Consider the following 26,905-nt stretch of genomic DNA (forward strand, 5'->3'; position numbering starts at 1 on the left):
CCGTGAAGGGACCGCCCGATGACCACCCTCGACCTGCCCCCGGCCACCGTGGCCGCGCCGGCCGACCCACCCGCGGCCGCCGCCGCGCCGCGCCCCGAGAAGCGGGTCCGGCTCGGCGGCTTCACCCGCGAGGACGTGCTGACCCTGGTCGGTGCGCTGGTCGGCTCGCTCGCCCTGGACTGGATGCTCTACGAGCGGATCCTGCCGTTCAGCGGTGCGCAGGGCTTCCTGCTCTGCTGGTACGCCCTGTTCCTGGTGGGCTACTTCGCCATCGGCCGCCTCCAGTGGAACCCGCTGATGGTCCGCGACCGGCTGGTCTCGGTCGTCGCCTGGAGCTCCGGACTGCTGGTCGTCGGCCTGATCGCCGACCAGATCGGCTACGTGCTGGTGCGCGGCTACGACGCGGCCCGGCACCTCAACTTCTTCACCGAGTCGATGGACCACACCGCCCCGCTCTCCCCGATCACCTCGGGCGGCGCGCTCAACGCGCTGGTCGGCTCGCTCGAACAGCTCGGCCTGGCCACGCTGTTCGCGGTCCCGCTGGGCATCGCGGCGGCGGTCTTCATGTCCGAGGTCGGCGGCCGGATGGCCCGGCCGGTGCGGACCCTGGTCGAGGCGATGACCGCGCTGCCGTCGATCGTCGCGGGCCTGTTCATCCTCGGCGTCGTGATCATCACCTTCGGCTTCGAGAAGAGCGGCTTCGCGGCCTCGCTGGCCCTCACCGTGATGATGATGCCGATCGTCACCAGGGCCGCCGAGGTGGTCATCCGGCTGGTGCCCGGCACGCTGCGGGAGGCCTCGTACGCACTCGGCGGCAGCCAGTGGCGCACGGTCTGGAACGTGGTGCTGCCGACCGCCCGGCCCGGGCTGGTGACGGCCGTGGTGCTCGGCATGGCGCGCGGCGTCGGCGAGACCTCCCCGGTGCTGCTGACCTCGGGGTTCACCTCGCAGTTCAACGGCAATCCGTTCAGCGAGCACCAGGTCTCGCTGCCGCTGTACATCTGGAACTACGTCAAGCAGCCCTACCCCGACATGATCGCGCGCGCCTTCGCCGCCGCGCTGACCCTGATGATCGTGGTGCTCGTCCTGTTCGTCACCGCCCGCGTCGTCGGCGGCCGCAAGCCGGGTCAGCTGACGCGCCGCCAGAAGCGCCGGATCGACCGCGCCGCCGCCGTCGCCGAGGCCTCCGCCCGGGGCGGGCACCGGGGCTCCGCCCGGCCCTCGACCGCGGCCGCCGCCCGTACCGCCGCCCGGCCCGCCGGCGTGGCCACCGCCCTCGGGGAGCACTGATGTCCCGCCCAAACGCCCTCAGTACCAGAGGAGTTCCCATGTCGTGGGAGGCCGCAAGCCGCCCCGTGGCACGCACGTTCGCCGTGCTGCTGTCCCTGATCCTCGCCGCGGGCTCCCTCCTGCTGGGGCAGAGCACCCCCGCCTTCGCGGCCACCGCACTCAACGCCGACGGCTCCAGCTGGGCCGGCCCGGCCATCGACCAGTGGCGCCAGGACGTCGCTCCGCAGGGCATCCAGATCAACTTCAACCCGATCGGTTCGGCGGCCGGCCGCAACCAGTGGAGCATCGGCCAGGACGACTTCACCGCCTCCGACGTGCCGTTCCGCTCGCAGACCGACACCGGCCTCGGCCAGGCCGGCCAGGCCGGCGGCTCCGGCAAGGCCGAGAACCCCCGGTACGGCTTCTCCTACGTGCCGATCACCGCCGGTGGGACGACCTTCATGTACAACCTGGTCGTCGCCGGCAAGCAGGTCCGCGACCTGCGGCTCTCCCCGCAGACCGTGGTCGACATCTTCACCAACAAGATCACCAACTGGAACGACCCGAAGATCACCGCGGACTACGGCAAGGCCCTGCCGAGCCTCCCGATCACCCCGGTGGTCCGCTCCGACGGCTCCGGCGCGACCGCCCAGTTCACCCGCTGGATGAGCCACACCCACGGCGCGCAGTGGGAGGAGTACTGCAAGAGCGTCAACGGCGTCAGCTGCGGTGACTACACCGAGTTCTTCCCGCCGTCGGGCCGGATGACCGCGCAGAACGGCTCCGACGTCGTGGCCGGCTACATCAAGGCCCCGTCCGGCCTCGGCACCATCGGCTACGACGAGTACGCCTTCGCCAAGCGCAGCAACTGGCCGGTCGTGAAGGTGCTCAACCCGGCCGGCTACTACACCCTGCCGACCGCCTCCAACGTCGCCGTCGCGCTCACCGCCGCCAAGATCCGCGGCGTGGACGACAGCACCGCCGCCGACGACCCGGACTACCTCCAGCAGAACCTCGACGGCGTCTACTCGATGAACGACCCGAGGTCGTACCCGCTCTCCAGCTACAGCTACCTCATCGTGCCGCGGGCCGGGGCGGCGCTCCCGCCGCCGCCGCGCTTCACCAACGACAAGGGCAGCGCCCTCAGCCGCTTCCTCGCCTACGTGCTCTGCGAGGGCCAGGGCGAGGCGGACGGCCTCGGCTACTCCCCGATCCCGCGCAACCTGGTCCGCGGCGGGCTGCTGCAGACCCAGCACATCCCCGGCAACGCCAGCCCGGTCGACGCCAACACCCTCTCCAACTGCGCCAACCCGACCTTCAACTCGGCCGGCCGGCTGACCGTGCTGGACAACGCCCCGCAGCCCAGCCCGTGCGACGCCAAGGGCGCCCCGCTGGACTGCACCGTGCAGGGCGGCCAGGCGGTCAAGTCCGGGTCCGGCTCGGGCTCCGGCACCGGCGGCTCCGCCACCGGGGGCTCCGGCTCCGCCACCGGCGGGACGGGCGGCGGCGCGAGCGGCGGGGCGGGGAAGACCCCCTCGGCGAGCGGCACCGGCAGCGGATCGTCCGGCACCGGGGGCACCGGTGGCGCGGCGGGGGCCGGGGGGACCGCCGGGGGCGGCACCGGCGGCACGGCCGACCAGCCCGGCGCGGTCGACCCGGCCGCGGGCACCGGCACCGAGGGCGACCAGGCCGCGGCCGAGGACGTCGTCGACCCGCAGACCGGCCAGGTGGTCGCGCGCGGCCGCGCCGCCGCCGCCGGCGAGGTCACGGCCAACGTGGTCGCCGTCGACGGGCGGCCGGACGACTGGATGCTGTCCACCCTGACCGCGCTCGAACTGCTCGCCGTCGTGCTCGTCCCGCCGCTGCTCGGCCGCCGTCTGATGCGGCGCCGCAACTCCGCCGGCGGCCGGTCGTGACCGCCCCGGCGCTGGAGAAGCCGGCGCCCCCCGCCCCCGGCACCCCGGCCGCGCCGGCCGCCGCGACGCCCGCCCCGGACCCGAGGGCGGCCGGGGCGGGCCCCGGCGCCGCCCGGCCGGCCCGGCGGCGGTTCCTCCAGGGGGCCTGGGCGGTCAGCCTGCTGGCGGCGCTCACGATGGGATTCGTCGGGTACCTCTTCACGCTCTCGCACCTCCAGCAGCGGCACTACCAGTCGACCGCGTACAAGACCTTCCGGGACCAGCTGGCCAAGGCGGTCGCGCCGACCGGCGGCGCCGCCGACGGGGACCCGGTCGCGCTGCTCGACATCCCGGCGATCGGCCTGCACGGGGCCGTCGTGGTGGAGGGCACCACCGGCCGGGACCTGATGCGCGGGCCCGGCCACCGCCGGGACACCGCGCTGCCCGGGCAGAGCGGGGTCGCGGTGGTGTTCGGCCGCGGGGCGACCTTCGGGGCGCCGTTCGCCGAGCTGTCCAGGCTCCGGGTCGGCGACCGGATCGAGGCGACCACCGGGCAGGGCAGGTTCACCTACACCGTCAACGTCTACGGGGACGGCGACCACCCGATCAGCGACCCGGTCCGCAACCGGCTGGTGCTGGTCACCGGGGACTCCGACTGGATCCCCGGCTCGACGGTGATGATCGGCGCCCGGCTGGACGGCGACCCGGAGGTCAATCCCGGCGGGCGCCCCGCCACCGTGCCGTACGACAAGGCGCTGGCCGCCGACAAGGGCGCGCTGGCCACGCTGCAGCTGTGGTCGCTCGGGCTGCTGGGCGCGGTGGTCGCCGCGATCCTGCTGGCCCGGATCTGGCGCCGCTCGGCCGCCTGGCTCAGCATCGCGCCGGTGATCGCCGCGATCCTCTGGGCCGTGTACGAGAACGCCGCCGCCCTGCTGCCCAACCTCTACTGAAGCGCGCCCGGAGGACCGTACCGATGACGGATGCACCGATGACCGACGTACCCCCGCTCGACCCGTTCGCCCCGCTCGACCGGGGCGGCTCCGCGAGCGAGACCACGCTGACCCTGCCGCCCGTCCACCCGGCGGACGCCGCCGGCGCCCCGCTGGCCGGCCTGGAGACCAGGGACGTCTCCGCCTGGTTCGGCTCGCACAAGGTGCTGGAGCGGGTCTCGCTCGGCATGCCCGCCGGGGAGGTCACCGCGCTGATCGGCCCCTCCGGCTGCGGCAAGTCCACCTACCTGCGGATCCTCAACCGGATGCACGAGATGGTCCGCGGCGCGCAGCTCGCCGGGGAGGTGCTGCTGGACGGCGACGACGTGTACCGGCCCGGCCGGCGGCCCGCCGAGGTCCGGCGGCGGATCGGGATGGTGTTCCAGCGGCCCAACCCGTTCCCGGCGATGTCCATCCAGGACAACGTCTCCAGCGGGCTGAAGCTGGCCGGCATCAAGGTCTCCAAGGAGGAGCGCGAGCACCTGGTGGAGAGCAGCCTGCGGCGGGCCGGCCTCTGGGACGAGGTCGCCACCCGGCTGCACACCCCGGGCGGCGCGCTCTCCGGTGGGCAGCAGCAACGCCTGTGCATCGCCCGGTCGTTGGCCGTCTCGCCGGACATCCTGCTGATGGACGAGCCGTGCTCGGCGCTCGACCCCACCTCGACCCGCCGGGTGGAGGAGACCATCGCGGAGCTGCGGGGGCGGCTCACCATCGTGATCGTGACCCACAACATGCAGCAGGCGCAGCGCGTTTCGCAGTCCTGCGCGTTCTTCCTGGCCACCCACGACACCCCGGGGCGGATCGTCGAGGCCGGACCGACCGAGCAGCTGTTCACCGATCCGCGGGACCAGCGGACCGCGGACTACGTCAACGGCCGCTTCGGGTAGCCGGACCGCCCGGCCGGGCCCGGCCGGGTCGGAGCGGCGGGAGGCCGGTCCGGCCCGGCCTCCGCGCGTTCCCGGCCTCCTCGCGGCCCCTTCGCGGCGCCTTCGTGTTTCGGCTCAGTGGCCGAGCAGCCGCTCCAGCACCGCCGCGACGCCGTCCAGCTCATTGCTCACCGTGTGCAGCGGCACCGCCGCCAGCACCTGCGGGTGCGCGTTGGCCACGGCGTACGCGGTACCGGCCCAGGCCAGCATCTCCAGGTCGTTCGGCATGTCGCCGAAGGCCACCACCTCGCTCCGGTCGATCCCGCGCCCGGCGCACCAGCGGGCCAGCGTGCTCGCCTTGGTGACGCCGGGCGCGCTGATCTCCAGCAGCGGGATCGGCGCGGACCGGGTGATCTCGGCGAGGTGCCCGGCCGCCTCGCGGGCCACCGAGAGCAGCTTGTCGGGGTCGAGGTCCGGGTGCTTCGCCAGCAGCTTGAACAGGCCCGTGACCGGCCCCCCGGCGCCGAGCAGCTCCTCGGCCGGGCCGATCGGGTGGTTCTCGTCCTGGCCCCACATCCGCACCTCGTAGCCGGGCTCGCGGGCGAACCCGGCCGGGTACTCGAAGGCGAAGGCGGTACCGGGCAGCTTCGCCCGCAGCGCCGTCACCACCGCCAGCGCGGCCTCCGCGCCGAGCGGGAAAGACTCCAGCAGCTCGCCGCGCCGCACGTCGACCACCGCGCCGCCGTTGGAGCAGATCGCCACGCCGTGGCCGCCGATGTGGCTGCTGACCTGCTGCATCCAGCGCGGCGGCCGACCGGTCACGAAGACCACCTGGACCCCGGCCGCCTCGGCGGCGGCCAGCGCGGCGGCGGTCCGCTCGGAGACGGTGCCGCCGGCGCACAGCAGCGTGCCGTCCAGGTCGGTGGCGATCAGGCGGGGGGCGGTGCGGGGAGTGGTCACCGCTCCATCTTCGCCTACCGCCGTCGGGAGGTCACCGCCGCGACGGCGACCTCCCGACGGCAGCACCCTTAGCCGACCCGCAGGGTCAGCGCGGCGGTGTGCAGCGTGCCGCCGGTCATGAACTGGAGGAAGAGCCGCCAGTCCCCGCCGGCCGGCAGTTCGGCGTGGAAGGACAGCGTCGGGCCGCCGGTGCTGCCCGCCTCGGCCCGCGCCTGCGGGTGCAGGTGCGCGAAGGCCTGGTCGCCGGCGTGGAAGGCGGTCAGGTGGGCGAAGGTCTCCAGGTACGGCTGGAGGTCGGTGACCGGCCTGCCGTCCCTGGCGACGGTGACCTTCAGCTCGCCCGCCCGCCCGGCCGCCGGGGCGCCCTCGACGGTGACGGTGTACCCGTCCACGGTCGTGGTGCCGGTGGCGGCGGGCAGCGGTGCGTCGGCCGCCGCACCCTCGCCCGGGACGTCCACCGTCCGGCTGAGCACCAGGCCGGCGCCCTTTCCGGCGCCGCTGTCCGGGACGAACGAGGCGTAGACCCGCCAGGTGCCGGCGGCGGGCGCGGCCAGCGGGGCGGTCCAGGTGCCGTCGGCGGCCATCTCGGGGTGCAGGTGCTGGAACCCGGTCAGGTCGGAGCGGATCGCGTAGAAGTGCATCCGCTTGGTCTGGTCGGTCTCGTACGCGGTGACCGGGGCGCCGTCCGGGCCGGTCACGGTGAACCGGTACTCGGCGGGAGCCCCGGCCGGGAGCGTGTCGACGGCCGAGGTGAGGCGGTAGCCGTTGCGCTCGGCGGCGGGGGCCCCGGCGGCGGGGGCGGCCGTGGTGGCCGCGGCGCTCGCGGCGCCGTGGTCCATCCCGGCCATGCCGTGGCCGCCGGTCATGCCGTCGGCGCGGTCCGTGCCGCCCGTGCCGCCCGTCGCGGCGGAGCCGCAGGCGGTCAGGGCGAGGGCGAGGACGGCGGCGCCTGCGGTGAGCGCCAGGGTGCGGGTACGGGTACGGGTGCTGAGGGACATCTGGTCGGTTCTCTTCCGGTGGGTGCGAGCAGGACGCGGCGCGCCCGGAGCCCCTGCCCGGGGTCTCCGGCGCGGGCCCGGTCACGTCCGTGCGACGCACACCCGGAGCAGCAGCCGGCGTCCGGCGTCGGGCGGTGCCCGCGGCCCGGTGGTCCGCCGCTCCCGCGGGGCCGAGGGCATCCGGACGGCGGGGAGCACGGCCGCGGCCCCGGCCGCGAGCGGGGCGGCCGCCGGGAGGCCGGCGCCCTCCCGGTCCCGGGCCGACACGCAGGGGACGGCCTGCGGAGCCGCGTCCGGCGCCGGCCGCCCGTCCAGCCTCGGGGCGTCCGCGGGGGCGGCGTGGTGGGTGACCGGTGCGCGGTGGCCCGCCGAGCCCGCGACCGCGACGGCCGCGGGCCGGTGGCAACTGCCCGGCGCCGTGGGCGAGCCGTGCATCAGGAAGAGTCCGGCGAGCAGCGCGCAGAGCAGCAGCGGCCGGGCCGCCGCCCGGCCGCGTCCCCCGCTGCGCTGTTCGCCCGCCGCCACGGGCGAGACAATACCCCCGGCCGGTATCCGATCGGCGTAAGCGCCCGCCGCCGCACCGTATTTCGGCCCCCGAGCCGTTCTTTCCGGCCGTTCCCGCACCGTGCCGGGTGTCCTGCTTCCTCTTCCCGGGCATGACTGATCCCGGCCACCCCGTCGGCAGGAAGAGCCATGCGAACTCGCCACGCCCGAGACGAGCGCCCACCGACCACCCCGCCGGACGCCCCGCGCGAGACGCGCGACCCGGTCCTGATCGGCGACTTCATCTTCGACACCCTCGCCGAGCTGGCCCGGCGCACCACCCCGGACGCGACCCCGCACGTCCCCACCCAGCGCACCCGCCCGCACCCGTGACGGCCACCGGCCGGCCACCGCACCCGCGGTGGCCGGCTCCGGTTCACCCCAGCTGGGCGAGGCCCTCGGTGGCGATCTTCTCGAAGACGGCCAGGTCGTTCTCGAAGATCGAGCCCGGCACCGGCCAGTGGATCACCAGCTCGGTGATCCCCAGCTCCCGGTAGGTGCCCGCCCAGTCCACGAACGCGTCCAGCGAGGCGAGCGGCTTCTCCGCCGTCGAGCCCTGGAGCAGCACCTTCTCCAGCTCCGCCGCGTCCCGGCCGCGCGCCTCGCAGGCGGCGGTCAGCTTCGCGATCTGCGCGGCGATCACGGCGGGCGCCTGCGCCACCGGCACGTCCGCCGGCCCCTTCGGATCCCCGTACGTCACCCAGCCCTGCCCGTGCTCCGCCGCCAGCCGCAGCCCGCGCGGTCCGGTCGCGGCGACGTAGAACGGCACCCGCGGCCGCTGCACGCAGCCGGGGATGTTCCGTGCCTCGACCGCGGAGTAGTACGTGCCCTCGCGGGTCGTGGCGTCCTCGCGCAGCAGCTCGTCCAGCAGCGGCAGGAACTCCCCGAACCGGTCCGCCCGCTCCTTCGGCGACCAGGCCTCCTGGCCCATCGCCGTCGCGTCGAACCCCGTCCCGCCGGCCCCGATCCCGAGGGTGAGGCGCCCGCCGGACACGTCGTCCAGCGACACGATCTCCTTCGCCAGCGTGACCGGGTGCCGGAAGTTGGGCGAGGTCACCAGCGTGCCCAGCCGCAGGCGTTCGGTCGCCGTCGCGGCCGCCGTCAGCGTCGGCACCGCCCCGAACCACGGCTCGTCCCGGAACGACCGCCAGGACAGGTGGTCGTAGGTGTAGGCGGCATGGAACCCGAGGTCCTCGGCCCGCCGCCAGATCTTCTGCCCCTCGCTCCACCGGTGGATGGGGAGGATCACCGTGCTCAGTCGCATACGGGCGACCCTACGCGCAGGGCCGATCGCCAGCAGCCTCACACACTATGTACTACAGTTTTCCCATGACTACACCGCGTCCCGGCAAGACACGAGTCACCAGCGTTTCCCTGCGCGCTGAGACGCTGGAAGCCATTCGCGTCCGCGCCGGCAAGCAGGGCATCTCCTCCTACATCGAGGAGGCCGTGCAACGCCAGCTCCAACGCGAAGCCATCGACGAGTGCATCGAGGCCGCCGAAGCCGATCACGGGCCGGTGGATCCGGCGGAGGTCACGGCCAAGGCCGAGCGCGTCCGCGCGCACCATGCCGCTCATCGCGCAGACTCCGCCCCGGCGAACGCCGCGTGAGCGGCACGCTTGTTCTCGACAGCGAGGCTCTCTCCAAGCTGTCCCGGCGGCACCGCGACATGACTGTGTGGCTGGACGTCGCCCGCACGCTGGATCTTCTGGTGGTGACGAGTGCGGCCACTCTGGTGGAGGCGCGTGACCCCGAGGTGCCGCAGACGGCGTTCGACCACGCGGTCTCCCTCGCCAAAGTGCGGCCAGTCACCGAGGAGATCGCACGTGGGGCGAGCAGGTTGCTGGCAGCCGAGGGACTTCCCGGCCACAAGTACGCCATCGACGCGATGCTCGCAGCCACCGCGCACGCGGAACACGGCGACGTGACCGTGGTAACCGGCGATGTCGATGATCTGCGCCGCCTGTGTCACCGCCGCGTCGCAGTCGAACCGATCTGACCCACCCGGCACGGTGGCGCCGGCCCTGTGGCGCGTTCTCGCAGGCTCCCCGGAGTAGTCCGTGGGAGGGGCTAGTCTTTCCGCCGCACGCCTCACAATCTGATCATGCGTCAAACGGGGGTTCTTTCGGCATGCCCATTTTCCGGAGAGTATGCGGCGTCGGCCTGGTCGCGGTCGCCGCGCTGGGGCTCACGGCCTGCGGGCCCGACAACGCGTCGGACCAGGCGGGCGGCGGCCCGGTGGCCACCTCGCCCGCCGTCGCGCCCGCCACCTCGTCCGCCGCCGCGCCGACGGGTGCCGCGCCGACGGGCGGCAAGAGCGCCAAGCCGTCGGCCGGTGCGAGTGACGAGCCGGAGGGGTTCTGCGACGCCGCGCCGCTGCCCGCCGGGCAGAAGTGGGTCTACCCGGTCAAGGGGACCACCACGACCACGCTGGTCTACAAGGACACCAAGACCGCGTGCGGGGTCAACGACGTGGTCTTCGAGCCGGTCGGTGCCGAGAAGAGCGCGCCGTTCGCGCCCGCCGCCAAGGGCCACCTGAACTCGGTCCTGGCCCCGTCCAAGGACGTCAACGTCGCCGATCTGGTGAAGCACATCGGTGAGTGCCTCACCGATCCCACCAGCACCAAGGGCTTCTACCCGTGCTCCGCCGGGGACTACAAGGTCGCGATCGACTCCGCCGGCAAGGTCGTCGAGCTGACCGAGCGCGCCCACTCCTGATCCGTCCCGCCGATCGGCCCGCCCGGTGGTCTCCCACCGGGCGGGCCGACGCGGTCTCCGGGTGCCGATTGCGGTTCGGTCACGGGATGTCCGATTGATTGATCATTGGGTGGGAGTGCGGTGATTGATTTTGTTGGCACACCTCCCGGGCGGCTCTCATAATTCCTGGTGATACGCGTGACGGTCGGCCTGGAGAGCCACGGGGGGTGGCCCGCGAGGGGCCCGTGCGCGACATTCCACATTCCCCGGGGGAGCTCCTTGTCCGCGCCCGAAAACGTGCCGTCCGCCGCCGAACCGGCGAACGGTGCGTCGTCCGAAACCCCTGCCGATCCCGCGGCCGAAGCCGCTGCCGTACCCGCGCCCGTACCCGCCGCTGATCCCGTGGCCGCCGCGCCGGTGGCCGCCTCCGGGCGGAAGCTGCCGCGCGCCGTCGGCGTGGCCCTGGCCACCGCCGGGCTGCTCGCCGTGACGGCGACCAGCGCCGCCGTCACCGTGGCCGTCGGGAAGCCCGACGACCGGCCGGCCGTCGTGGCCGCCCCGGCCAAGGCCGCGCCGACCGCGACCGCCGGCGCGAGTGCGAGCACCACCGCGTCGGCCTCGCCCACGGCGGTGCCGACCACCGCCGCGCCGACCACCGTCGCACCCGTCCCCCGGCCGGTGAGCACCCTCAAGGGCACCGTCAGCGGGGGCCGGCACGAAGGCGACCTGCGGTACTTCCTGCTCCCGATCCCCGACGCCGGCGAGTCCTACGGGCCGCCGGACGGGATGAAGCTGACCGACGACGAGGTGGCCGACCTCTTCGACAACCAGGACGGCATCATGCGCATCCTGGGCTCCTACGGGTACAAGGAGGCCGCCGCCCGGACGTACCGCACGGCGGACGGCAAGGCCGAGGTGACGGTCACCCTGATGCGCTTCGGTTCGACCGCGATGGCGAGCGAGTTCGTCCAGGGCTACACGATGAAGCTGGACCCGATCGCGATCGACGGCGATCCCGCCGCCCACGGCTACGTCCGCAAGCCCAAGCAGCAGGCGTACACCGGCTCGATGACCGGCATCTCCAGCCAGGGCGACGTCCAGTACACGCTCGACGTCGAGGTGAAGGGGACCCCGGACAAGGCGCTGCTGAGCGAGCTGATGAAGCGCCAGCGCGAGCGGCTCTCCTCCGGCGGCTGAACCGCTCCGCCGCCCACGCCCGACGTCACCTTTCCCCTCCTGGAGCCACTCCGTGACCACCCGTCCCGTGGAGCCGTCGCCCGCCGACGGCCCCGCGCCCGAGGCGCCCGCCGAACCGGCCGCCCCCGCCGCACCGCCCGCCGAACCGGTCGCCCCCGCTGACGGACCCGCGCCCGACGCGCCGCCCGCCGTGGTCTTCGCCGACGGGTTCGCGCCCACCGCCGCCGTCCTGCCGCCGAACCGCCCGCGTCGGCCCCGGCCGGTGCTGCTGCTGACCTGCGGACTGCTGCTGGGCACCCTGCTCGGCGGCGCCGTCGGCTACGCCGTGCAGGCGAACCGTCCGCCGACCCCGTTGCCGCCGATCCAGGTCGCCCGGCCGTCCTACCCGGCCGAGGTGGTGGACCCGGCGGCCGTCGCCGCGGCGGCGCCCAGGCCGCCGGCCGTCGACGGCGACCTGCGGAAGCTGCTGGTGACGGCGCCGGCCGGCAGCACGGCCTGGGCCGACTTCCCCGACACGCCCAGCTGGATCACCATCGGCGAGCTCGCCGAGCACACCGGCCGGTCGGCGGAGGTCTTCCGCGCCCTGAACGTCGCGGAGTTCCGCCGCGCCGTCGAGGTGGACTGGAAGAAGGACGACCTGAAGGTCCGGGTCTCGCTGATCCAGTACGGCCCCGACCACGCCGCCTCGGCGAAGTACGCCGCCGCCGCCTACCGGCTCCAGCCGTTCGCGGACGACGCCAACGGCGGCTTCCACGTCGACAGCGAGCCCTCGCACTGGGCGGAGTCCACCGAGCAGTACTACCTGGGCACCGCGCTGGCGCAACGCGGCACGCTGGTGATGAAGGTCGAGGCCTTCGGCACGCGGCCGGTGAACCCCGATGTCGTGAAGGACATCGCCAAGCAGCAGTGGGAGCGGCTGGTATGAGCGACAGCACCGTGACCGTGACAGAGGCCGCGAACCCCGATGTCGTGAAGGACATCGCCAAGCAGCAGTGGGAGCGGCTGGTATGAGCGACAGCACCGTGACCGTGACCGAGGCCGCGAACCCCGCGCCGGTCCCCGTCGAGCCGTTCGGGCCGCCCGGGCCGGTCGAGCAGGCACCCGCGCCCGGGCCGGCCGCCGCCGGCCCGGAGCGGCCCGCGCCCACCGGCCGCCGGCTCCTCCGGGCCACCGGCGCGACCGTGGCGGCCGCGCTGGTCGGCGTGGTCATCGGCGTCGGCGTCATCGAGACCCGGTACGACGACCCCGCGCCCGCCAGCGCCGCCGCCGCACCGACGGCGGCGGCGCCCGCCCCGACCGCCACGCCCACCCCCTTCGGCGCCAAGGCCAACGGCAACCACTTCGGTTCGCTGCGCGACCTGCTGCTGCCCGTCCCGGCCGGCTACGCGCTCGGCCCGGACGACGGCGGCTACGGCAACGACGTCGAGCTGTCGGCGGACCAGCTCTCCGCCGAGATGGACAGCGACCTCCAGCAGATCCCCAAGGAGAAGCGGGACAAGCTCCGCCAGTACTGGGAGGGCCTGCACGTCAAGGCCACCGGGGTGCGCACCTACAAGACCGGTACGGACGACCTGGTGATCGGTCTGAGGCTGCGGCAGTTCAACCAGCAGGAGGTGCAGAAGGCCAACGAGTACACGGCCGTCTTCACCGGTGACACCGGGCTCTTCCGGATCGGCCCCGGGATCCCCGGGCACCCCGAGGCGCACTGCTACCTGATGCCCGCTCCGCCGTCCGCGCCGATCGACTACCTGGAGTGCTCGGCCGCCGAGGGCGACCTCCTGGTGATCATGAGCGCCGAGGGTGCGGCACCGCTCCCCAAGGACAAGATCGTCACCCTCTTCAGCCAGCAGCTCGACCGCCTCGCCAGCCCGGGAGCGTCCGCATGACCGACCACGCCACCCCGCACGACAGCGCGGCCCCGGCCGGGGCCGACGCGCCCCCGGCGCCCCCCGCACCGTTCGCGCCCCCCGCCGCTCCGGCCGGCCCGCCCGCCGAGGCGGCCCTGGGGGCCGACCCCTGGGCCGTGGCCCCCGGGGCCGGGACCCTGCCGTCGCTCCCGCCGCCGAGCCCCGAGGAGCTCGCGGCCCGCCGCACCCGCCGGCGCAACGCGGCGCTGCGCTGGGGCGCGGCCGCCCTGGTCTGCGTGCTGGCCGGTACCGGCGCCGCGCTGGCCGTCACCACGCCCGAGCGCACCGACATCCCGGGCCTGGCCACCCGGGGCGACGGCCGCTACACCTTCCCCGCGCTGGCCCTGCCGCCGCTGCCGTCCGGCCAGGCGGCGCCCGGTGAGAACAAGAGCCGGCACGCCGCCGACCTGCGGTACCTGCTCCTGCCCGCCCCGAAGGAAGCCGGCGGTTCGTCGGTCCCGGCGGTCTTCCCGACCCCGACCGCGACCCCGACCGCGACCCCCACTGCGGCATCGACCGCGGCACCGACCGCGAGCCCGGCCGCGTCGTCGCCCGCCGCGCCCGACGGCGCCCCCGCGAGCGCCCCGGCGGCCACCGGCGGGTCGGCCGCCCCGACCCCGGCCGCCGGCACGGCCCCGGCGGACTGGGTCGCCTGTGACGCGATGGCCGCCGAGCAGAAGGAGCCGGCGAAGCTGCGGGCCCTGCTGCTGCGCGACGTCTGCCGCGCCGCCACCGTCCGGGAGTGGACCGCCTCCGACGGCACCCGCACCCAGATCCGGCTGCTCCGCTTCGGCTCCTCCGTCGAGGCCTGGGACGTCTTCGCCGACCTGCGCGGCGACGGCGAACCGAAGGACCTGCCGGGTCTGCGGCCCGCCTCCGTCATCGGCTGGGACAGCGTCTCCGGCGTCGACCTCGCCACCCGCGAGAGCACGACGCTGGCCGGGGAGGGCCGGACCACCGGGTATCTGGCCTACCTGAGCGCCGGCGACATCGTCGGCGTCATCACGATGACCAACGCCCGGGGCGTCCAGCCGCCCGCGTTCCGCCAGGTCGTCACGCTCCAGTCCGACCTGCTGGCCTGATCCGGCGCCACCCGGTGGGCGGTGTGCCTCGCGGCACGCCGCCCACCGGTCGCCCCGCGCCGCGGCGGCGACCGCCGCGGCGCGGGGCGACCCTCAGCCGCCGGAGCTCTGGCTGCCGGAGGAGCCGTCGGTGTAGCCGTCGAGGGCCCGGTCCCCGGCGCTGTCGGCCAGCCGCTGGATGTCCTCCGGGCTGAGCTTGGTGCCGTTGGCGGCGTCGATGACGGCCTGCTTCGCCCCGACCGCCGCGCCCTCGCGCCCCTCGGCGACGAAGTCGCGCCCCTCCTGGTTGCCGTCCTCGGTGGTGTCGCGCTCGTTGGCCTTCACCACGCTGTCGGTGATCTGCTCGACGAGGAAGTCGGCCGCCTCGCCCGCCAGCGGGACCCGCTCGGTGGCCAGGCCGATGGTGGTGCTGAACGCCGTCTGCGCGTACCCGGCGTTCTTCTCCAGGGCCTCGTTGTACTCCTTGTCGGAGGACGCGTGCTCCTGGTGGACCTCGTCGATCCGGGCCTCGTTGAGGATGCCGCTGATGACGCCGCCGGCCCGGGAGGTGGAGTCGATCTCCGACTCCAGCCGGGCGAAGTCGGTCTGCCCGCTGTCGATGTGGCCGCGCACCACCGCGGTCGAGTACGCCTGGTTGGCGTTGACCACGGCGCCGTACGCGTCCGGGTCGCGGCCGAGCGCGTCGAGCAGGCCGCGGACCGGTGCCTCCTTGAGCCCGGCCGGGGCCCCGTTGACCGGCAGGTCGTCCTTGTGCGGGGAGAGCGCGCGCTGGGTGTCGCCCATGTAGTCGGCGGTCATGTGCCCGAGGCTGTCCCGCAGCGGCGCGAACTTGGCGTCCTCGCCCTTGAGGTCGTCGAGCACGCCGCCGTTGCCGTGGGTGCCGAAGGTCTGCACGACCCGGTTCATGACCTCGGCCTGGTCGGCGGTGTGCTTGGGCGCGACCCCCGAGTGGTCGTCGTACGGCCGGCCGGTGGTGGCCGCCTCCAGGGCGTGGCCGAGGGCGTCCGGACCGCTGCGCATGCCCTGCTGACGCAGTTCGTTCTTCTGCGAGACGGTGTCCGGCGTGTACTCCTTGTCGTGCGTGAAGTACGTCAGGTAGTCCGAGGGCTTGACCTTGCCGTTCGGGTTGACCGAGCCGTCGGTGTTGTACGCGGTCGGCTGGTCGTGGAAGAACTTGGTGGCCGCCTCCGGGCTGTGGCCGAGCGCCTCCAGTACGGCGGTGGTCGGCTCCCAGCCCGAACCGCCCTCCTGGCCGAGGAGGTTGTAGCCGCGCCGGTCGCTGCGCGGGCCCATCACCGGGGCCGGCCAGTACTTGTCGTCGGTGTCCAGCTGGGTGATGTGCTCGGCGATCGGGTTGAGGAAGTGCGGGTCGTAGTCGCCGGTCCGCAGGATGCCGGAGAGCACCTGGTAGCCGTAGGGCGAGTAGTCCAGGCCGCTCTGGCGGTACGGCTTGTCCCACATCGTCTCGGAGCCGGCCTTGCGCAGGTCGGCGGCCCACTGGTCGGACAGGTGGGGCTCGTTGGTGGTGCGGGTGGCGGTGGCCAGGTTGAGGCCGAGGTTCTTCTGCAGCTCCTGGTACTGCTTCCACCGGGCGTCGCTGGCGCCGTTGAACTGCTGCTCGTCGCCGACCATGCTGTTCCAGGCCTGCAGCGTCCCCTTCGGGCCGAGGTCCTGGTAGAAGCGGGTGGAGAACTTCGGGTCGTTCGCGTTGGCGGCCAGCAGCGAGTTGAGCTCGGTGAGTTCGGTGTCCGAGATCTTCCCGCCCTTGCCGGCGAGCTGGGCGGCCCGGATGCCGTCCGCCTCCGGTCCGCCGCCGACGGCCTTGGCGTTGAAGGACTTCACCTCGTCGGCGGAGGCGTCCGAGCGCAGCGCCCAGGCGGCGCGCTCGTCGGCGGCGGTGGCCTCCTGGACGGCCGCGTCGATCGCCTTGCGGGCCGCTTCGGCCTTGGTGCGGTTCTCGTCGTTGTAGGCGCGGCTGGCGTCCGGGTCGTGCCGGGTGGCGTTGTCGGCCGGCGGCCAGCTCACGGTGCCGTCGTCGGTGACGGTCAGCCCGGCGCCGCGGGCGTCCGCGACGGCCTTGTCCAGCTTGGCCTTGGCCGCCTGGAAGTCGTTCCCGGCGTCCTTGAGGATCGAGCCGATCGCGGTGGCCTCGGTGACGGCGGCGGTCAGCTGCTCGTTGGCCCGCTGGAGCTTGGGCCGGGCCTGGTCGGCGGTGGGGCCGCTCCAGTTGGCGGAGTTGACCTTGGCGATGACCGTGTTGTCCCAGTCCTCGTCCATCGCCTTCAGCTTCTTGGCGACGTCCTCCCAGGCGGTGGCGGCGGTGCCGAGGACGTCCAGCTTGGCGGTGCTCAGTTCGTGGAAGTCGACCATGTCGTCCGCCCCCTCAGCCCTTCATGTCGTGCTTGACGGCGGTTTCGTTGTTCCGGTAGTTCGTGGCGCTGTCCCGCAGGGCCTGGGTGAGCTCGCCGATGGTGCTGTTCAGGGCGGCGATCTGCTGGTCCCAGGTGGCGGCGGTCTGCGCGGCCGCCTTGCCGGTGCTCCAGTTGGCCAGCGAGGTGGCCACCTGGGTGGTCTCGTCGTCGGCGGCCCGGCCGTCCCCGTTGAGCCGGCCGTGGATCTGGTCCGACGAGTTGGCGGCGGACTCCAGCGCCGCGGGGTCGACCCCGACGGTGCCGCCGTCGCCGGGGGCGTTCGCCGAGTTGATCCGGGTGCGGGCACCCTCCTGCTGCCTGGCCGCGGTGGTCAGGTTCCCGTCGGCGTCGTACGCCCAGGGGTTCATCATCCGGTCAAATGCGGTCGCGCGATCCGACATGGTGCTCTCGTCCCTCCCTGCCGGGCACTCTCCCCGGCGGCCCCCGTGTTAGGAATTCGCAAAGAATACAAGGGCGGTGGAGGGCCGGAACCCCTAGGGGATCATCGGGCGGATGTCATACCGCAGCAGCACGGGGCGTCGTCATTCGAGCTCATGGCCCGGACGGTCCGGCCGCACTACGGTGAGGGACGTGTCCACTGTCATCAAGACGGACGGCCTCACCAAGAGGTTCCCCCGGGTCACCGCCCTCGATCAGCTCACCGTAGAGGTGGAGCCCGGGGTGGTCGGCCTGGTGGGGGCGAATGGCGCGGGCAAGTCCACACTCATCAAGATCCTGCTCGGGCTGGCCCCGGCGACCTCCGGTACGGGGCGGGTCCTCGGCCTCGACATCGCCACCCAGGGCTGGCAGATCCGTGAGCAGGTCGGCTACATGCCCGAGCACGACTGCCTGCCGCCGGACGTCTCGGCGACGGAGTTCGTGGTGCACATGGCGCGGATGGCCGGGCTCCCGGCCGCCGCGGCCCGCGAGCGGACGGCCGACACGCTGCGGCATGTCGGGCTGTACGAGGAGCGGTACCGGCCGATGGGCGGGTACTCGACGGGCATGAAGCAGCGGGTCAAGCTGGCCCAGGCGCTGGTCCACGACCCGAAGCTGGTGCTGCTGGACGAGCCCACCAACGGGCTGGACCCGGTCGGCCGGGACGACATGCTGGCGCTGATCCGCCGGGTGCACACCGACTTCGGCATCTCGGTGCTGGTCACCACCCACCTGCTCGGCGAGCTGGAGCGGACCTGCGACCACCTGGTCATCATCGACGGGGGCAAGCTGCTGCGCTCCTCGTCGACCGCGTCGTTCACCGGAGTGACGGCGACCCTCGCGGTCGAGGTGACGGACTTCCCCGACGACCACACCCGCGACGCGAGCGCCGCCGTACGCGAGCGGCTGACCGCCGCCGGGCTCGCGGTCGAGCCGGAGGGCGCGCGGCTCCTGCTGGTGCGCCTGGCCGGCGACGACACCTACGACACCATCCGCGACGCGGTCGCGGACCTCGGCCTCGGGCTGGTCCGGCTGGAGCAGCGCCGCCACCGGGTCGCCGAGCTGTTCACGGAGACCAGCGGTCAGCAGAGCAAGGGAGGTCCCGCAGATGGCACTGCCCTCTGAGGCCAGGTCGCTCGACACCGGCGTCATCCACGACATCGGGTACCGCGGCTACGCCGGCCCCCGGCTCGGCCGGGCCTACGCCACCCGTTCGCTGTTCACCCAGAGCCTGCGCGCCGCGTACGGCCTCGGGCGCTCGGGCCGGTCCAAGGTGCTGCCGATGCTGCTGCTCGGTCTGGTCACCGCGCCGGCCGCGATCATGGTGGCGATCGCCCTCGTCCAGCGCCAGGACGAACTGCCGGTCGACTACCCGGAGTACCTGGGGATCGTGGGCCTGCTGGTCTCGATCTTCCTGGCCTCGCAGACGCCCGTGCTGCTCTCCCGGGACCTCCGCCACCACACCGTCCCGCTGTACTTCTCCCGCCCGATCACCCGGGCCGACTACGTCCGGGCCAAGTACGCCGCGATGGCCTGCGCCCAGCTGCTGCTGATGACGGCCCCGCTGCTGGTGCTCTACGTCGGCGCGCTGCTCGGCGGGCTGGACTTCGGGCACAACACCGCGCACGTCCTCTACGGCCTGGTCACCGCCGTGCTGTACGCCCTGGTGCCCACCTCGGTCGCGCTGGTGATCGCCGCCACCACGCCGCGCCGCGGCTTCGGGGTGGCCGCGATCATGGGCTACCTGGCGATCAGCACCGCCGTGGTCGGCGTCGTCAGCGGCATCAGCTCGGAAGGCCGGGCCGGCCTGCCGGACTCCGCGCAGTGGACGGCCCTGCTCGCGCCGAACGAGCTGGTGGAGAGCCTGGTGAACCAGCTCTTCGACCTCGGCAGCGGGCCGGACCGGCTGCACGCGCCCGGCGCCCTCGGCGTGGTGGTCTTCGCCGCCACCGCCGCCGCGATGGTGGCCGGCTCGTACGCGCTGCTGCTGCGCCGCTACCGCAACATCTGACAACGCAGGATCTGAGAGGGCGCCATGGCCACCATCACCATCGACAAGGTCTCCCGCTGGTTCGGCAACGTGGTCGCCGTCAACGACGTCAGCATGGCGATCGGTCCCGGCGTCACCGGCCTGCTGGGGCCCAACGGCGCGGGCAAGTCGACCCTCATCCACATGATGAGCGGCTTCCTCGCCCCCTCCACCGGAGCGGTCACCCTGGACGGCGCGCCGATCTGGCGCAACCAGCAGGTGTACCGGCAGATCGGGCTGGTCCCCGAGCGGGAGTCGATGTACGACTACCTGACCGGTTGGGAGTTCGTGCTGGCCAATGCCGAGCTCCACGGCCTCGCCGACCCGGCCGCGGCGGCCCGGCGGGCGCTGTCCCTGGTGGAGATGGAGTACGCCCAGGACCGGAAGACCGGGACGTACTCCAAGGGCATGAAGCAGCGCGTCAAGATGGCCTCGGCGCTGGTCCACGACCCCGCCGTGCTGCTGCTCGACGAGCCGTTCAACGGCATGGACCCGCGCCAGCGGCTGCAGCTGATGGAGCTGCTGCGCCGGTTCGGCGCCGACGGCCGCACGGTGCTCTTCTCCTCGCACATCCTGGAGGAGGTCGAGCAGCTGGCCCGGCACATCGAGGTCGTGGTGGCCGGCCGGCACGCCGCCTCCGGGGACTTCCGCCGGATCCGCCGGCTGATGACCGACCGGCCGCACCGCTACCTGGTCCGCTCCAGCGACGACCGCCGGCTGGCCGCCGCGCTGATCGCGGACCCGTCGACGGCCGGCATCGAGCTGGACGTGCCGGGCCCGGACACCAGGGCGGCGGCGGGCGAGGCGGGCGGGCTGCGGATCCAGGCGGTCAACTTCCAGGGCTTCACCACCCTGCTGCCCAAGGTCGCCCAGCAGGCCGGCGTCCGGCTGTACACCGTCGCCCCGGCCGACGAGTCGCTGGAGAGCGTCTTCTCCTACCTCGTCTCCGCGTAGCCCCACCCCCGGAACCGGACCCCAGGAAGGCCGACCAACCATGAACCCGACCGTCGCCAGGCTGACGCTGCGCGGCCTGCTGGGCCGCCGCCGCGGCATCCTGCTGCTGGTGGTCCCCGCCCTGCTGCTGCTCGTCTCGGCGATCGCCAGCGGCTCCAGCGGGGACAAGCACGACCTGACCGTCAAGATCCTCGGACAGCTGGGCCTCGGCACGCTGCTGCCGATCCTCGGCCTGGTCGTCGGCACCGGCGCCATCGCCACCGAGATCGACGACGGCTCGATCGTCTACCTGCTGGCCAAGCCGCTGCCCCGCTGGAAGATCATCACCACCAAGCTGGCGGTGGCGGTCGGCACCACCTGGGTGTTCTCGGCGGTCCCGATCCTGCTGGCCGGCCTGCTGCTGTACGGCACCGAGGACGGCCTGGCGCTCGGTTACACCGTCGCCGCGCTGGTGGCCGGTGCCGCGTACAGCGCGCTGTTCCTGCTGCTCGGCGTCGTCACCCGGCACGCCGTGGTGGCCGGGCTGGTCTACGCGCTGATCTGGGAGTCCCTGATCGGCAACTTCGTGAAGGGCGCCAAGACGCTCAGCGTCCAGCAGTGGGGGCTGTCGGTGGCCGAGGCGGTGGCCGGCGAGGGCGCGATCACCGCGGACGTCGCGCTCGGGGTGGCCGTCCCGCTGCTGCTGGTCCTCACCGTGGCGGCGACGCTGCTCGCCTCGGTGAAGCTGGCCGGTCTGACCCTGGCCGCCGAGGAGTAGCGGGCCCGCGGCCGGCACCGGGCCTCAGAGCGTCCGGTCGCGGCCCGCGCCCCAGCCGGCCACGGCGGCGACCGCCGCCAGCACCAGCATCAGCAGCAGCGGGACGTTCCAGCCGCCGGTCAGCTGGTGCAGGGCCCCGGCGCCGACCGGTCCGGCCGCGGCCACCAGGTAGCCGACCGCCTGCGACATGCCGCCCAGCTGGGCGGCGCCGGCCGCGCTGTCGGTGCGCAGCACGATGAAGGCGAGCGCGAGGCCGAGCGAGCCGCCCTGGGCGATGCCCAGGATGGTGGCCGACACCCAGGCCCCGGGCACCGGCGAGACCAGCAGGATCGTGATGCCGACCGCGTTCAGCACGGCCATCACCACGGCCAGCGTCCGCTGCCGGGTCATCCGGCCGGCCATCAGCGGCACCAGGAAGGCCCCGGCCACCTGGACCAGGTTGGAGAAGGCGAAGACCAGACCGGCCTCGCTCCGGTCCATCCCGTGGTCGGCCAGGATGGTCGGCATCCAGGCCACCAGGGTGTAGACCAGCAGCGACGAGATGCCCATGAAGAGGCTGATCTGCCAGGCCAGCGGCGAGCGCCAGACCCCCTCGATCGGCCGGCCGGCGGGGGCCGCCGCCACCGCCGCCTTCTCCTGGCGCGAGCGCAGCACCTGCGGCAGCCAGGCGACGGCGGCGATCAGGGCCAGCAGCGACCAGGCGCCCAGCGAGGCCCGCCAGCCGCCGCCGAGGGCGTGCTCCAGGGGCACCGAGGTGCCCGCCGCGAGGGTGGCGCCGACCAGCATGGTGGTCGAGTAGACGCCGGTCATGGTCGCCGCCCGGCCCGGGAACTCGCGCTTGACCAGGCCCGGCATCGAGACGTTCAGCACCGCGATCGCGACCCCGATCACCACGCAGCCGGCGTACAGCGCGGCCACCGAGGGCAGCACCCGCAGCAGCACGCCCGCGCCGAGCACCAGCACCGCGCCCAGCACCACCCGCTCGGTGCCGAACCGCCTGGTCAGCCGGGGGGTGAGCGGGGCGCCGGCGCCCTGGAAGAGCACCGGGACGGTGGTGATCAGACCGCTCGCCGTCGCGGAGAGCCCGAAGGTGTGCTGGATCTCGCCGACCATCGGCGAGATCGCCGCCAGGCAGGCCCGCATGTTGAGGGCGACCAGCACGATGCCGGTCAGCAGCAGGGCGGGGTGGGCCAGCCGGGTGCGGACGGGGAGCGGGGCGGGAACGAGGACCGGCTGCTGGGCACGGGTGACGGCCATGGGACGTGCTGCTCTTTCGTGAAAACGGGGGACGGACGCGGGAGGGCGGCGGCGGGTGCCGCCTACTTCCGGGCCGCGATGGCGGCGAGGAGCTGCTCGACGGCCGCGGTCGGCTCGGCGAGCAGCGTCCGACACGCGGCCTCGGCGCGGTCCGGGTCACCGCTCTCGATCGCGTCCACCAGCGCCGCGTGGGTGGCCACGACCACCTCGGGCATCTCGTGGTCCCCGAAGGCCGTCCGCATCGACTCCCGCACCGAGGCGCCGAAGTAGCGGTACACCTCGGTCAGCGCGGGGTTGTGCGCGGCCTCGACCACGGCGGTGTGGAACTCCAGGTCGTGCTCGACGGTCGCCTCGCGGCCGGCCCGCTCCGGGTGCGCCGCGATCACCTCCGCCTCGCGGGCCAGCGCGGCCCGCATCCGGACGATGTCCTCGGGCGTGTGCCGCAGCGCCGCCAGCCGGGCGCCCTCGGCCTCCAGCGCCGCCCGGACCTCCAGGACGTCCCGGACGCCGGAGCGCTGCACGCCCCGCAGGACGGAGGCCGGGTCGCTGGTGCTGCGCACGAAGGTGCCCTCACCCTGCCGGGTGGCCAGCATCCCGGCGTGCACCAGCACCCGGATGGCCTCCCGCACGGTGTTCCGTCCGACCTGAAGCCGCTCGGCCAGCTCGTGCTCGGTGGGGATCCGCGAGCCGACCGGCCAGCTGCCGGCGGCGAGCTGCTCGCGCAGCTGGTCGATGGCGGTGTCCACCAGGGAGCGCCGGCCGGCGGCCTGCAAGGTGTCCTCGCTGTGGCCGGATGCGGTCATGGCGGAGCTCCCCTCTGCGCGTCGATCTGCGGTCATCGGTCATCCTACAACCGCTTGCCCGGTCATCCTACAACTGGCTCGCACCTGCGTGGGGGAACCGTCCGGGCCGTCCTGGCGTTCCTCCCGACGACTTCGGTCCACCCCTATTTCGAGGAGAGCGCCCCCATGGTGTTCAAGAAGCTGCTCGGTGCCCTGGGCGTCGGCGGTCCCGGCGTCGACACCGTCCTGACCACGCCGGTCGTGCAGCCCGGCGGCACCCTGCACGGAACGGTCGAGCTGACCGGCGGGACGGTCGAGGCGGACATCCGGGGGATCACGCTGACCCTGGTCGCCCGGGTGGAGATCGAGCACGAGGAGGGGGAGAGCACCGGCCTCTACCCGTTCGCGCGGTTCTCCGTCACCGCGCCGCTGGTGCTGGCGCCCGGCGAGAACCGGTCGATCCCGTTCGCCGTCCAGGTGCCGTTCGAGGCCCCGGTCACCGTCGTCGCCGGGCAGCACCTGCACGGCATGCAGCTCGGCGTGCGGACGGAGGTCGACATCGCGGGCGCGCTCGACAAGGGCGACTCCGACCCGCTGGAGATCGAGCCGCTGGCGGTGCAGCGCCGGATCCTGGACTCGCTGCTGCAGCTCGGCTTCCGGTTCCGCTCGGCCGACCTGGAGGCCGGCCACATCCGGGGCACCGGCCAGACGCTGCCGTTCTACCAGGAGATCGAGTTCTCCGCCGCGCCGCAGTACGCGCACGTCTGCAACTCGCTGGAGGTCAGCTTCGTCACCACCGCGCAGCGGGTCGAGGTGGTGCTGGAGGCGGACAAGCGCGGCGGCCTCTTCGGCCACGGCGGCGGCGACGTCATCCGTACCCACGTGGTCGAGCACGGCCAGGCCGACCAGGACCTCACCGCGCTGGTCGACGGCTGGATCCGGGCCGCGCTCTGACGGCCGCGCCGCCGGCCCCGGGGCGTCCGGGGGCCGGCGGCGGGTCCGCGGCGGCTAGCCGTAGGAGACGTTGCTGCAGATGTCGTCGTCGGCCGAGCGGGCCTCGTTGACCACCTCGGTGGGCAGCGGGGCCGGCACGTTGGGCGTGGCGCCGGTCGCGGCCGGGTTGGCCGCGGCGTAGTCCTTGCCGAGGACGAGGCTGATGCCGGCCGCCGAGGTGGGCGTCAGCTGGGCGCCCGGGAACATCGCCGCAATCCGCTCCGCGTTGGCCTTCTGCCCGGAGCCGTACTCCACCGTGGTGGTCGCCTTGTTGGTGTTCTTGGCGGTGGTGGTGCCGGTGACGGTGACCTTGTTGGTCTTGAGCGTCTCGGCCGCCTTGGCGGCCAGCCCGGTGACGGTGGTGCCGTTGTAGACCGCGACCTTCACCGGCGGGCCGTCCACGGCGGTCGGCGAGGGCGCGGCCGGCGTGGTCTCGGCGGGGGCCGGGGTCTGCGGCGCGTCCTCCTGCTTGCCGGTAGCGTCCTCGCCGTCGATGGTGCGGTCGGCCTGGAGGGTCTTCCAGAGGTTGTCGACGGCCGGGTGGACCAGGTCGATCCGGGGGCCGTTGTAGCGCCACGGCGTGGTCAGGAACTTGACGTCGTGCAGGTCGATGTTCTTCATCGACAGCGCGAAGTCCATCAGCTTCTTGGCCGAGTCCAGCCCGGGGTCGACCGTCATCGACTTGGTGGCCGCGTCGGCCAGCGGCAGCAGCGTGGTCGGGTTCAGTCCCTCGCCCTTGACCTTGGCCATCAGCGAGGAAAGGAAGGCCTGCTGGCGCTTCATCCGGCCGACGTCGGACTCGTCGCCGATGCCGTGCCGCAGCCGGACGTAGTCCAGCGCCTTCTGGCCGGAGAGCTTCTGCTTCCCCTTGGGCAGGACGACCTTGCCCTTCTTGCCCAGGTTGGGGTTGAGGTGCCCCTCGTAGATGTCGTTCGGCAGGCAGACGTCGACGCCGCCGACGGCCTCGGTCATCGCCGCGAAGCCCTCGAAGTTCACCTCGATGGTGTGGTCGACCCGGATGCCGGTGAGCTTCTCCACGGTGTTCTGGGTGCAGGCCGGGTTGCCGGCCTCGCTGTTGCCCACCGAGAACGCCGAGTTGAACATCTGCCCCGGCGACTCCTTGGTCCACTTGCCGTTCGGCAGCTTGCAGGCCGGGATGGTCACCAGCGCGTCGCGCGGGATCGAGATGCCCACCGCGTGCTTGTGGTCCGCGTAGACGTGCAACAGGATCGTGGTGTCCGAGCGGGCGCCGTCCTCGTTGCCGCCGCCGAGGTCGCTGTTCTTGCCGGCCCGCGAGTCGGAGCCGATCAGCAGGATGTTGACGGGCTTGTTGCCGTTGGCGTCGGCGACCGCCTCGGGCGGGCGGTCGGTGGAGATCGCGTCCGCGTCGAAGGACTTGATGTTGCCGTTCAGCTTGTAGTAGATCGCGCCGCCGGTGCCCGCCAGCGCCACCAGGACGCCGGCCACCGACCAGGCCACGATCTTCTTGGTGTTCCGCTTCGGCTTGCGGCTGTTGCGCGCGGCCGCGCGGCCGCCCGTCGCGGTGCCCTCGGCCTTCCCGTCCTCGGACCGCCCGCCGTCGCCCTTGCCGCGGCCGCCGCCCTTGCCCTGGGCGGCCCGCCGGGCCTCCGCCCGGCCGCCGGGCCGGGGCGCGGGCACCCGGGCGTCGTCCGCCGGTCCGTCGGTGCCGGCGCCGCCGCGTGAACCGCCGGTCCGCGGGGTGCCGGCCGCGCGTGCGGCGCCGGTGCCGCGGGGGCCGTTCGCGGCGCGCCGCCGGCCTTCCGCCCCCGACGTGCTCTCGTCCCACTGGCCTGACATGCGCGTACCTCTCAGCGGCGGAAGCAGCAATCCTGTACGTGTCCGGCGGGCACGGCCCGGGTGGGCCGGGACAACCGCACAGGAGCACCGCACCGGGAGACGCGGAGCTTCAGCGGAGCATACAAACTCTTTCTTTCACGGTCAGCATCCGGGTGCCGTCGGGCGGCCCGGCCGGTGCTCAGTGCCGCGGGTAGAGCCGCTCCAGGACGACGGCGACGCCGTCCTCGTCGTTGCCGACGGTGACCTCGTCGGCGACCGCCAGCAGCTCCGGGTGCGCGTTGGCCATCGCGACGCCGTGCGCGGCCCAGCCGAACATCGGCACGTCATTGGGCATGTCGCCGAAGGCGATGGTGTCGGCGGCCCGCAGGCCCAGGCGGCGGGCGGCGACGGCCAGGCCGGTGGCCTTGGAGAGGCCCAGCGGGAGCAGTTCGACGATGCCGGCGCCGGACATCACCACGCCGACCAGGTCGCCGGCGACGCGGCGGGCGGTCTCGGCGAGCGCGTCGTCGGTGAGCCCGCGGCACTGGATGTAGAGCTTGCTGAGCGGGGCGGCGAGCAGCTCGCCCTTGTCGACCCGGACCACCGGCAGGTCGGAGCCGATCAGGAGTTCGTAGCCGGGACCGGCCAGGACGTCGCCCTCCAGGCCGTCCTGGTTGGCGGCGACGGCCAGCGGGCCGGTCTCCGCCTCTATCTTGGCGATGGCCAGCGCGGCCAGCCTGCGGTCCAGGGTGAGCGAGGTGAGCAGCTTGTGCGCCCCCGCGTCGTAGACCTGCGCGCCCTGGCCGCAGACCGCTATGCCCCGGTAGCCGATCTCGTCGAAGACCGGCCGGGCCCAGGCGGCCGAGCGGCCGGTGACGACGATGTGCACCGCTCCGGCGCCGGTGGCGGCGGCCAGCGCGGTGCGGGTGCGCGCGGAGACGGTCTCCTCGCTGGTGAGCAGGGTGCCGTCGAGGTCGGTGGCGACCAGCCGGAAGGGCAGGTCGCCACCGGCGCCGGGGGAGACGGGGCTGGGGCTGGTACTGCTCATGGGCCGTGCGTCTCCCGGGAGTTGCATTCGGGCGG

The 26,905-nt window shown here is 73.7% G+C and carries 27 protein-coding genes; 17 read left to right on the top strand and 10 right to left on the bottom strand.

The features are described from left to right. Positions 1 to 18 precede the first annotated feature (18 nt). The 4 genes from pstA (at position 19) to OG618_RS20120 (ending at position 5,040) form a co-directional block, all read left to right on the top strand. The gene (gene pstA / locus OG618_RS20105; RefSeq protein ID WP_329488912.1) at positions 19 to 1,290 is read left to right on the top strand and encodes a phosphate ABC transporter permease PstA; all 1,272 of its coding nucleotides are present in this window, start codon (positions 19 to 21) and stop codon (positions 1,288 to 1,290) included. Between the two features lie 65 nt (positions 1,291 to 1,355). Next, the gene (locus tag OG618_RS20110; RefSeq protein WP_329488913.1) at positions 1,356 to 3,185 is read left to right on the top strand and encodes a substrate-binding domain-containing protein; all 1,830 of its coding nucleotides are present in this window, start codon (positions 1,356 to 1,358) and stop codon (positions 3,183 to 3,185) included. Then, the gene (locus OG618_RS20115; RefSeq protein WP_329488914.1) at positions 3,182 to 4,114 is read left to right on the top strand and encodes a class E sortase; all 933 of its coding nucleotides are present in this window, start codon (positions 3,182 to 3,184) and stop codon (positions 4,112 to 4,114) included. Before OG618_RS20110 ends, OG618_RS20115 begins: the two co-directional genes overlap by 4 nt. A 38-nt stretch (positions 4,115 to 4,152) precedes the next feature. After that, positions 4,153 to 5,040: a phosphate ABC transporter ATP-binding protein gene (locus tag OG618_RS20120; protein WP_329488915.1), complete on the top strand. Its 888-nt coding sequence runs from the start codon at positions 4,153 to 4,155 to the stop codon at positions 5,038 to 5,040. Positions 5,041 to 5,154: 114 nt separating this feature from the next. Here the strand turns inward: OG618_RS20120 and OG618_RS20125 are convergent, their stop codons facing one another. The 3 genes from OG618_RS20125 to OG618_RS20135 all read right to left on the bottom strand — a co-directional run bounded on the left by OG618_RS20125 (position 5,155) and on the right by OG618_RS20135 (position 7,502). Then, positions 5,155 to 5,979, bottom strand: coding sequence for an HAD family hydrolase (locus tag OG618_RS20125; RefSeq protein WP_329488916.1), 825 nt, complete (start codon positions 5,977 to 5,979; stop codon positions 5,155 to 5,157). A 68-nt stretch (positions 5,980 to 6,047) separates the two neighbouring features. Continuing rightward, positions 6,048 to 6,977, bottom strand: coding sequence for a hypothetical protein (locus tag OG618_RS20130; RefSeq protein ID WP_329488917.1), 930 nt, complete (start codon positions 6,975 to 6,977; stop codon positions 6,048 to 6,050). A gap of 81 nt (positions 6,978 to 7,058) precedes the next feature. Further along, positions 7,059 to 7,502 (bottom strand): hypothetical protein, encoded by a 444-nt coding sequence (locus OG618_RS20135; protein ID WP_329488918.1) that lies wholly within the window; start codon positions 7,500 to 7,502, stop codon positions 7,059 to 7,061. A gap of 168 nt (positions 7,503 to 7,670) precedes the next feature. Here OG618_RS20135 and OG618_RS20140 point away from each other — a divergent pair, with 168 nt between their 5' ends. Beyond that, positions 7,671 to 7,853 (top strand): hypothetical protein, encoded by a 183-nt coding sequence (locus OG618_RS20140; RefSeq protein ID WP_329488919.1) that lies wholly within the window; start codon positions 7,671 to 7,673, stop codon positions 7,851 to 7,853. Positions 7,854 to 7,896: 43 nt separating this feature from the next. Here OG618_RS20140 and OG618_RS20145 read toward each other — a convergent pair whose 3' ends face one another. Then, positions 7,897 to 8,784: an LLM class flavin-dependent oxidoreductase gene (locus OG618_RS20145; protein WP_329488920.1), complete on the bottom strand. Its 888-nt coding sequence runs from the start codon at positions 8,782 to 8,784 to the stop codon at positions 7,897 to 7,899. A 65-nt stretch (positions 8,785 to 8,849) separates the two neighbouring features. On the opposite strand from OG618_RS20145, the gene OG618_RS20150 reads away from it, so the two are divergent. The 7 genes from OG618_RS20150 to OG618_RS20180 all read left to right on the top strand — a co-directional run bounded on the left by OG618_RS20150 (position 8,850) and on the right by OG618_RS20180 (position 14,404). Next, on the top strand, positions 8,850 to 9,131 hold the full coding sequence (locus OG618_RS20150) for a hypothetical protein (RefSeq protein WP_329488921.1): 282 nt from the start codon (positions 8,850 to 8,852) through the stop codon (positions 9,129 to 9,131). Continuing rightward, positions 9,128 to 9,520 carry a type II toxin-antitoxin system VapC family toxin gene (locus OG618_RS20155; protein WP_329488922.1) on the top strand — a complete coding sequence of 131 codons (393 nt, stop codon included), beginning with the start codon at positions 9,128 to 9,130 and terminating at the stop codon, positions 9,518 to 9,520. The genes OG618_RS20150 and OG618_RS20155 overlap by 4 nt, the downstream gene beginning before the upstream one ends. Positions 9,521 to 9,651: 131 nt before the next feature. Next, complete coding sequence (locus OG618_RS20160; RefSeq protein ID WP_329488923.1) at positions 9,652 to 10,239, top strand: hypothetical protein; 588 nt, start codon at positions 9,652 to 9,654, stop codon at positions 10,237 to 10,239. Positions 10,240 to 10,620: 381 nt separating this feature from the next. After that, positions 10,621 to 11,415 carry a hypothetical protein gene (locus OG618_RS20165; protein ID WP_329488924.1) on the top strand — a complete coding sequence of 265 codons (795 nt, stop codon included), beginning with the start codon at positions 10,621 to 10,623 and terminating at the stop codon, positions 11,413 to 11,415. 52 nt (positions 11,416 to 11,467) lie between these two features. Continuing rightward, entirely contained in the window at positions 11,468 to 12,340 is an 873-nt protein-coding gene (locus OG618_RS20170) for a hypothetical protein (protein ID WP_329488925.1), read from the top strand. Between the two features lie 82 nt (positions 12,341 to 12,422). Further along, positions 12,423 to 13,301 (top strand): hypothetical protein, encoded by an 879-nt coding sequence (locus OG618_RS20175; RefSeq protein WP_329488926.1) that lies wholly within the window; start codon positions 12,423 to 12,425, stop codon positions 13,299 to 13,301. Then, positions 13,298 to 14,404, top strand: coding sequence for a hypothetical protein (locus OG618_RS20180; RefSeq protein ID WP_329488927.1), 1,107 nt, complete (start codon positions 13,298 to 13,300; stop codon positions 14,402 to 14,404). The genes OG618_RS20175 and OG618_RS20180 overlap by 4 nt, the downstream gene beginning before the upstream one ends. Before the next feature lie 93 nt (positions 14,405 to 14,497). Here the strand turns inward: OG618_RS20180 and OG618_RS20185 are convergent, their stop codons facing one another. Beyond that, complete coding sequence (locus tag OG618_RS20185; protein WP_329488928.1) at positions 14,498 to 16,774, bottom strand: hypothetical protein; 2,277 nt, start codon at positions 16,772 to 16,774, stop codon at positions 14,498 to 14,500. Between the two features lie 13 nt (positions 16,775 to 16,787). Beyond that, a complete protein-coding gene (locus OG618_RS20190) occupies positions 16,788 to 17,216 on the bottom strand; it encodes a hypothetical protein (protein ID WP_329488929.1) in 429 nt (142 codons plus the stop codon). Positions 17,217 to 17,406: 190 nt separating this feature from the next. Here OG618_RS20190 and OG618_RS20195 point away from each other — a divergent pair, with 190 nt between their 5' ends. Genes OG618_RS20195 through OG618_RS20210 form a run of 4 tightly spaced genes read left to right on the top strand, consistent with a single transcriptional unit; the run spans position 17,407 to position 20,993 of the window. Next, positions 17,407 to 18,378, top strand: coding sequence for an ABC transporter ATP-binding protein (locus tag OG618_RS20195; RefSeq protein WP_329488931.1), 972 nt, complete (start codon positions 17,407 to 17,409; stop codon positions 18,376 to 18,378). Next, a complete protein-coding gene (locus OG618_RS20200) occupies positions 18,362 to 19,264 on the top strand; it encodes an ABC transporter permease (RefSeq protein WP_329488932.1) in 903 nt (300 codons plus the stop codon). The genes OG618_RS20195 and OG618_RS20200 overlap by 17 nt, the downstream gene beginning before the upstream one ends. A 24-nt stretch (positions 19,265 to 19,288) precedes the next feature. Beyond that, positions 19,289 to 20,236, top strand: a complete 948-nt coding sequence (locus OG618_RS20205; RefSeq protein WP_329488933.1) for an ABC transporter ATP-binding protein — start codon at positions 19,289 to 19,291, stop codon at positions 20,234 to 20,236. Positions 20,237 to 20,276: 40 nt separating this feature from the next. Further along, the gene (locus tag OG618_RS20210) at positions 20,277 to 20,993 is read left to right on the top strand and encodes an ABC transporter permease (RefSeq protein ID WP_329488934.1); all 717 of its coding nucleotides are present in this window, start codon (positions 20,277 to 20,279) and stop codon (positions 20,991 to 20,993) included. A gap of 24 nt (positions 20,994 to 21,017) precedes the next feature. Here the strand turns inward: OG618_RS20210 and OG618_RS20215 are convergent, their stop codons facing one another. Next, entirely contained in the window at positions 21,018 to 22,250 is a 1,233-nt protein-coding gene (locus OG618_RS20215) for a CynX/NimT family MFS transporter (protein ID WP_329488935.1), read from the bottom strand. 62 nt (positions 22,251 to 22,312) lie between these two features. Beyond that, on the bottom strand, positions 22,313 to 23,053 hold the full coding sequence (locus OG618_RS20220; protein WP_329488936.1) for a FadR/GntR family transcriptional regulator: 741 nt from the start codon (positions 23,051 to 23,053) through the stop codon (positions 22,313 to 22,315). Positions 23,054 to 23,218: 165 nt separating this feature from the next. Between OG618_RS20220 and OG618_RS20225 the strand changes: the two genes are divergently transcribed. Beyond that, the gene (locus OG618_RS20225) at positions 23,219 to 23,986 is read left to right on the top strand and encodes a sporulation protein (protein ID WP_329488937.1); all 768 of its coding nucleotides are present in this window, start codon (positions 23,219 to 23,221) and stop codon (positions 23,984 to 23,986) included. Between the two features lie 54 nt (positions 23,987 to 24,040). Here the strand turns inward: OG618_RS20225 and OG618_RS20230 are convergent, their stop codons facing one another. Further along, a complete protein-coding gene (locus OG618_RS20230; protein WP_329488938.1) occupies positions 24,041 to 25,843 on the bottom strand; it encodes an LCP family protein in 1,803 nt (600 codons plus the stop codon). Positions 25,844 to 26,021: 178 nt separating this feature from the next. Beyond that, positions 26,022 to 26,870, bottom strand: a complete 849-nt coding sequence (locus OG618_RS20235; RefSeq protein WP_329488939.1) for an HAD family hydrolase — start codon at positions 26,868 to 26,870, stop codon at positions 26,022 to 26,024. Positions 26,871 to 26,905 lie beyond the last annotated feature (35 nt).

This window comes from Kitasatospora sp. NBC_01246, from assembly GCF_036226505.1.
Taxonomy (GTDB): Bacteria; Actinomycetota; Actinomycetes; order Streptomycetales; family Streptomycetaceae; genus Kitasatospora.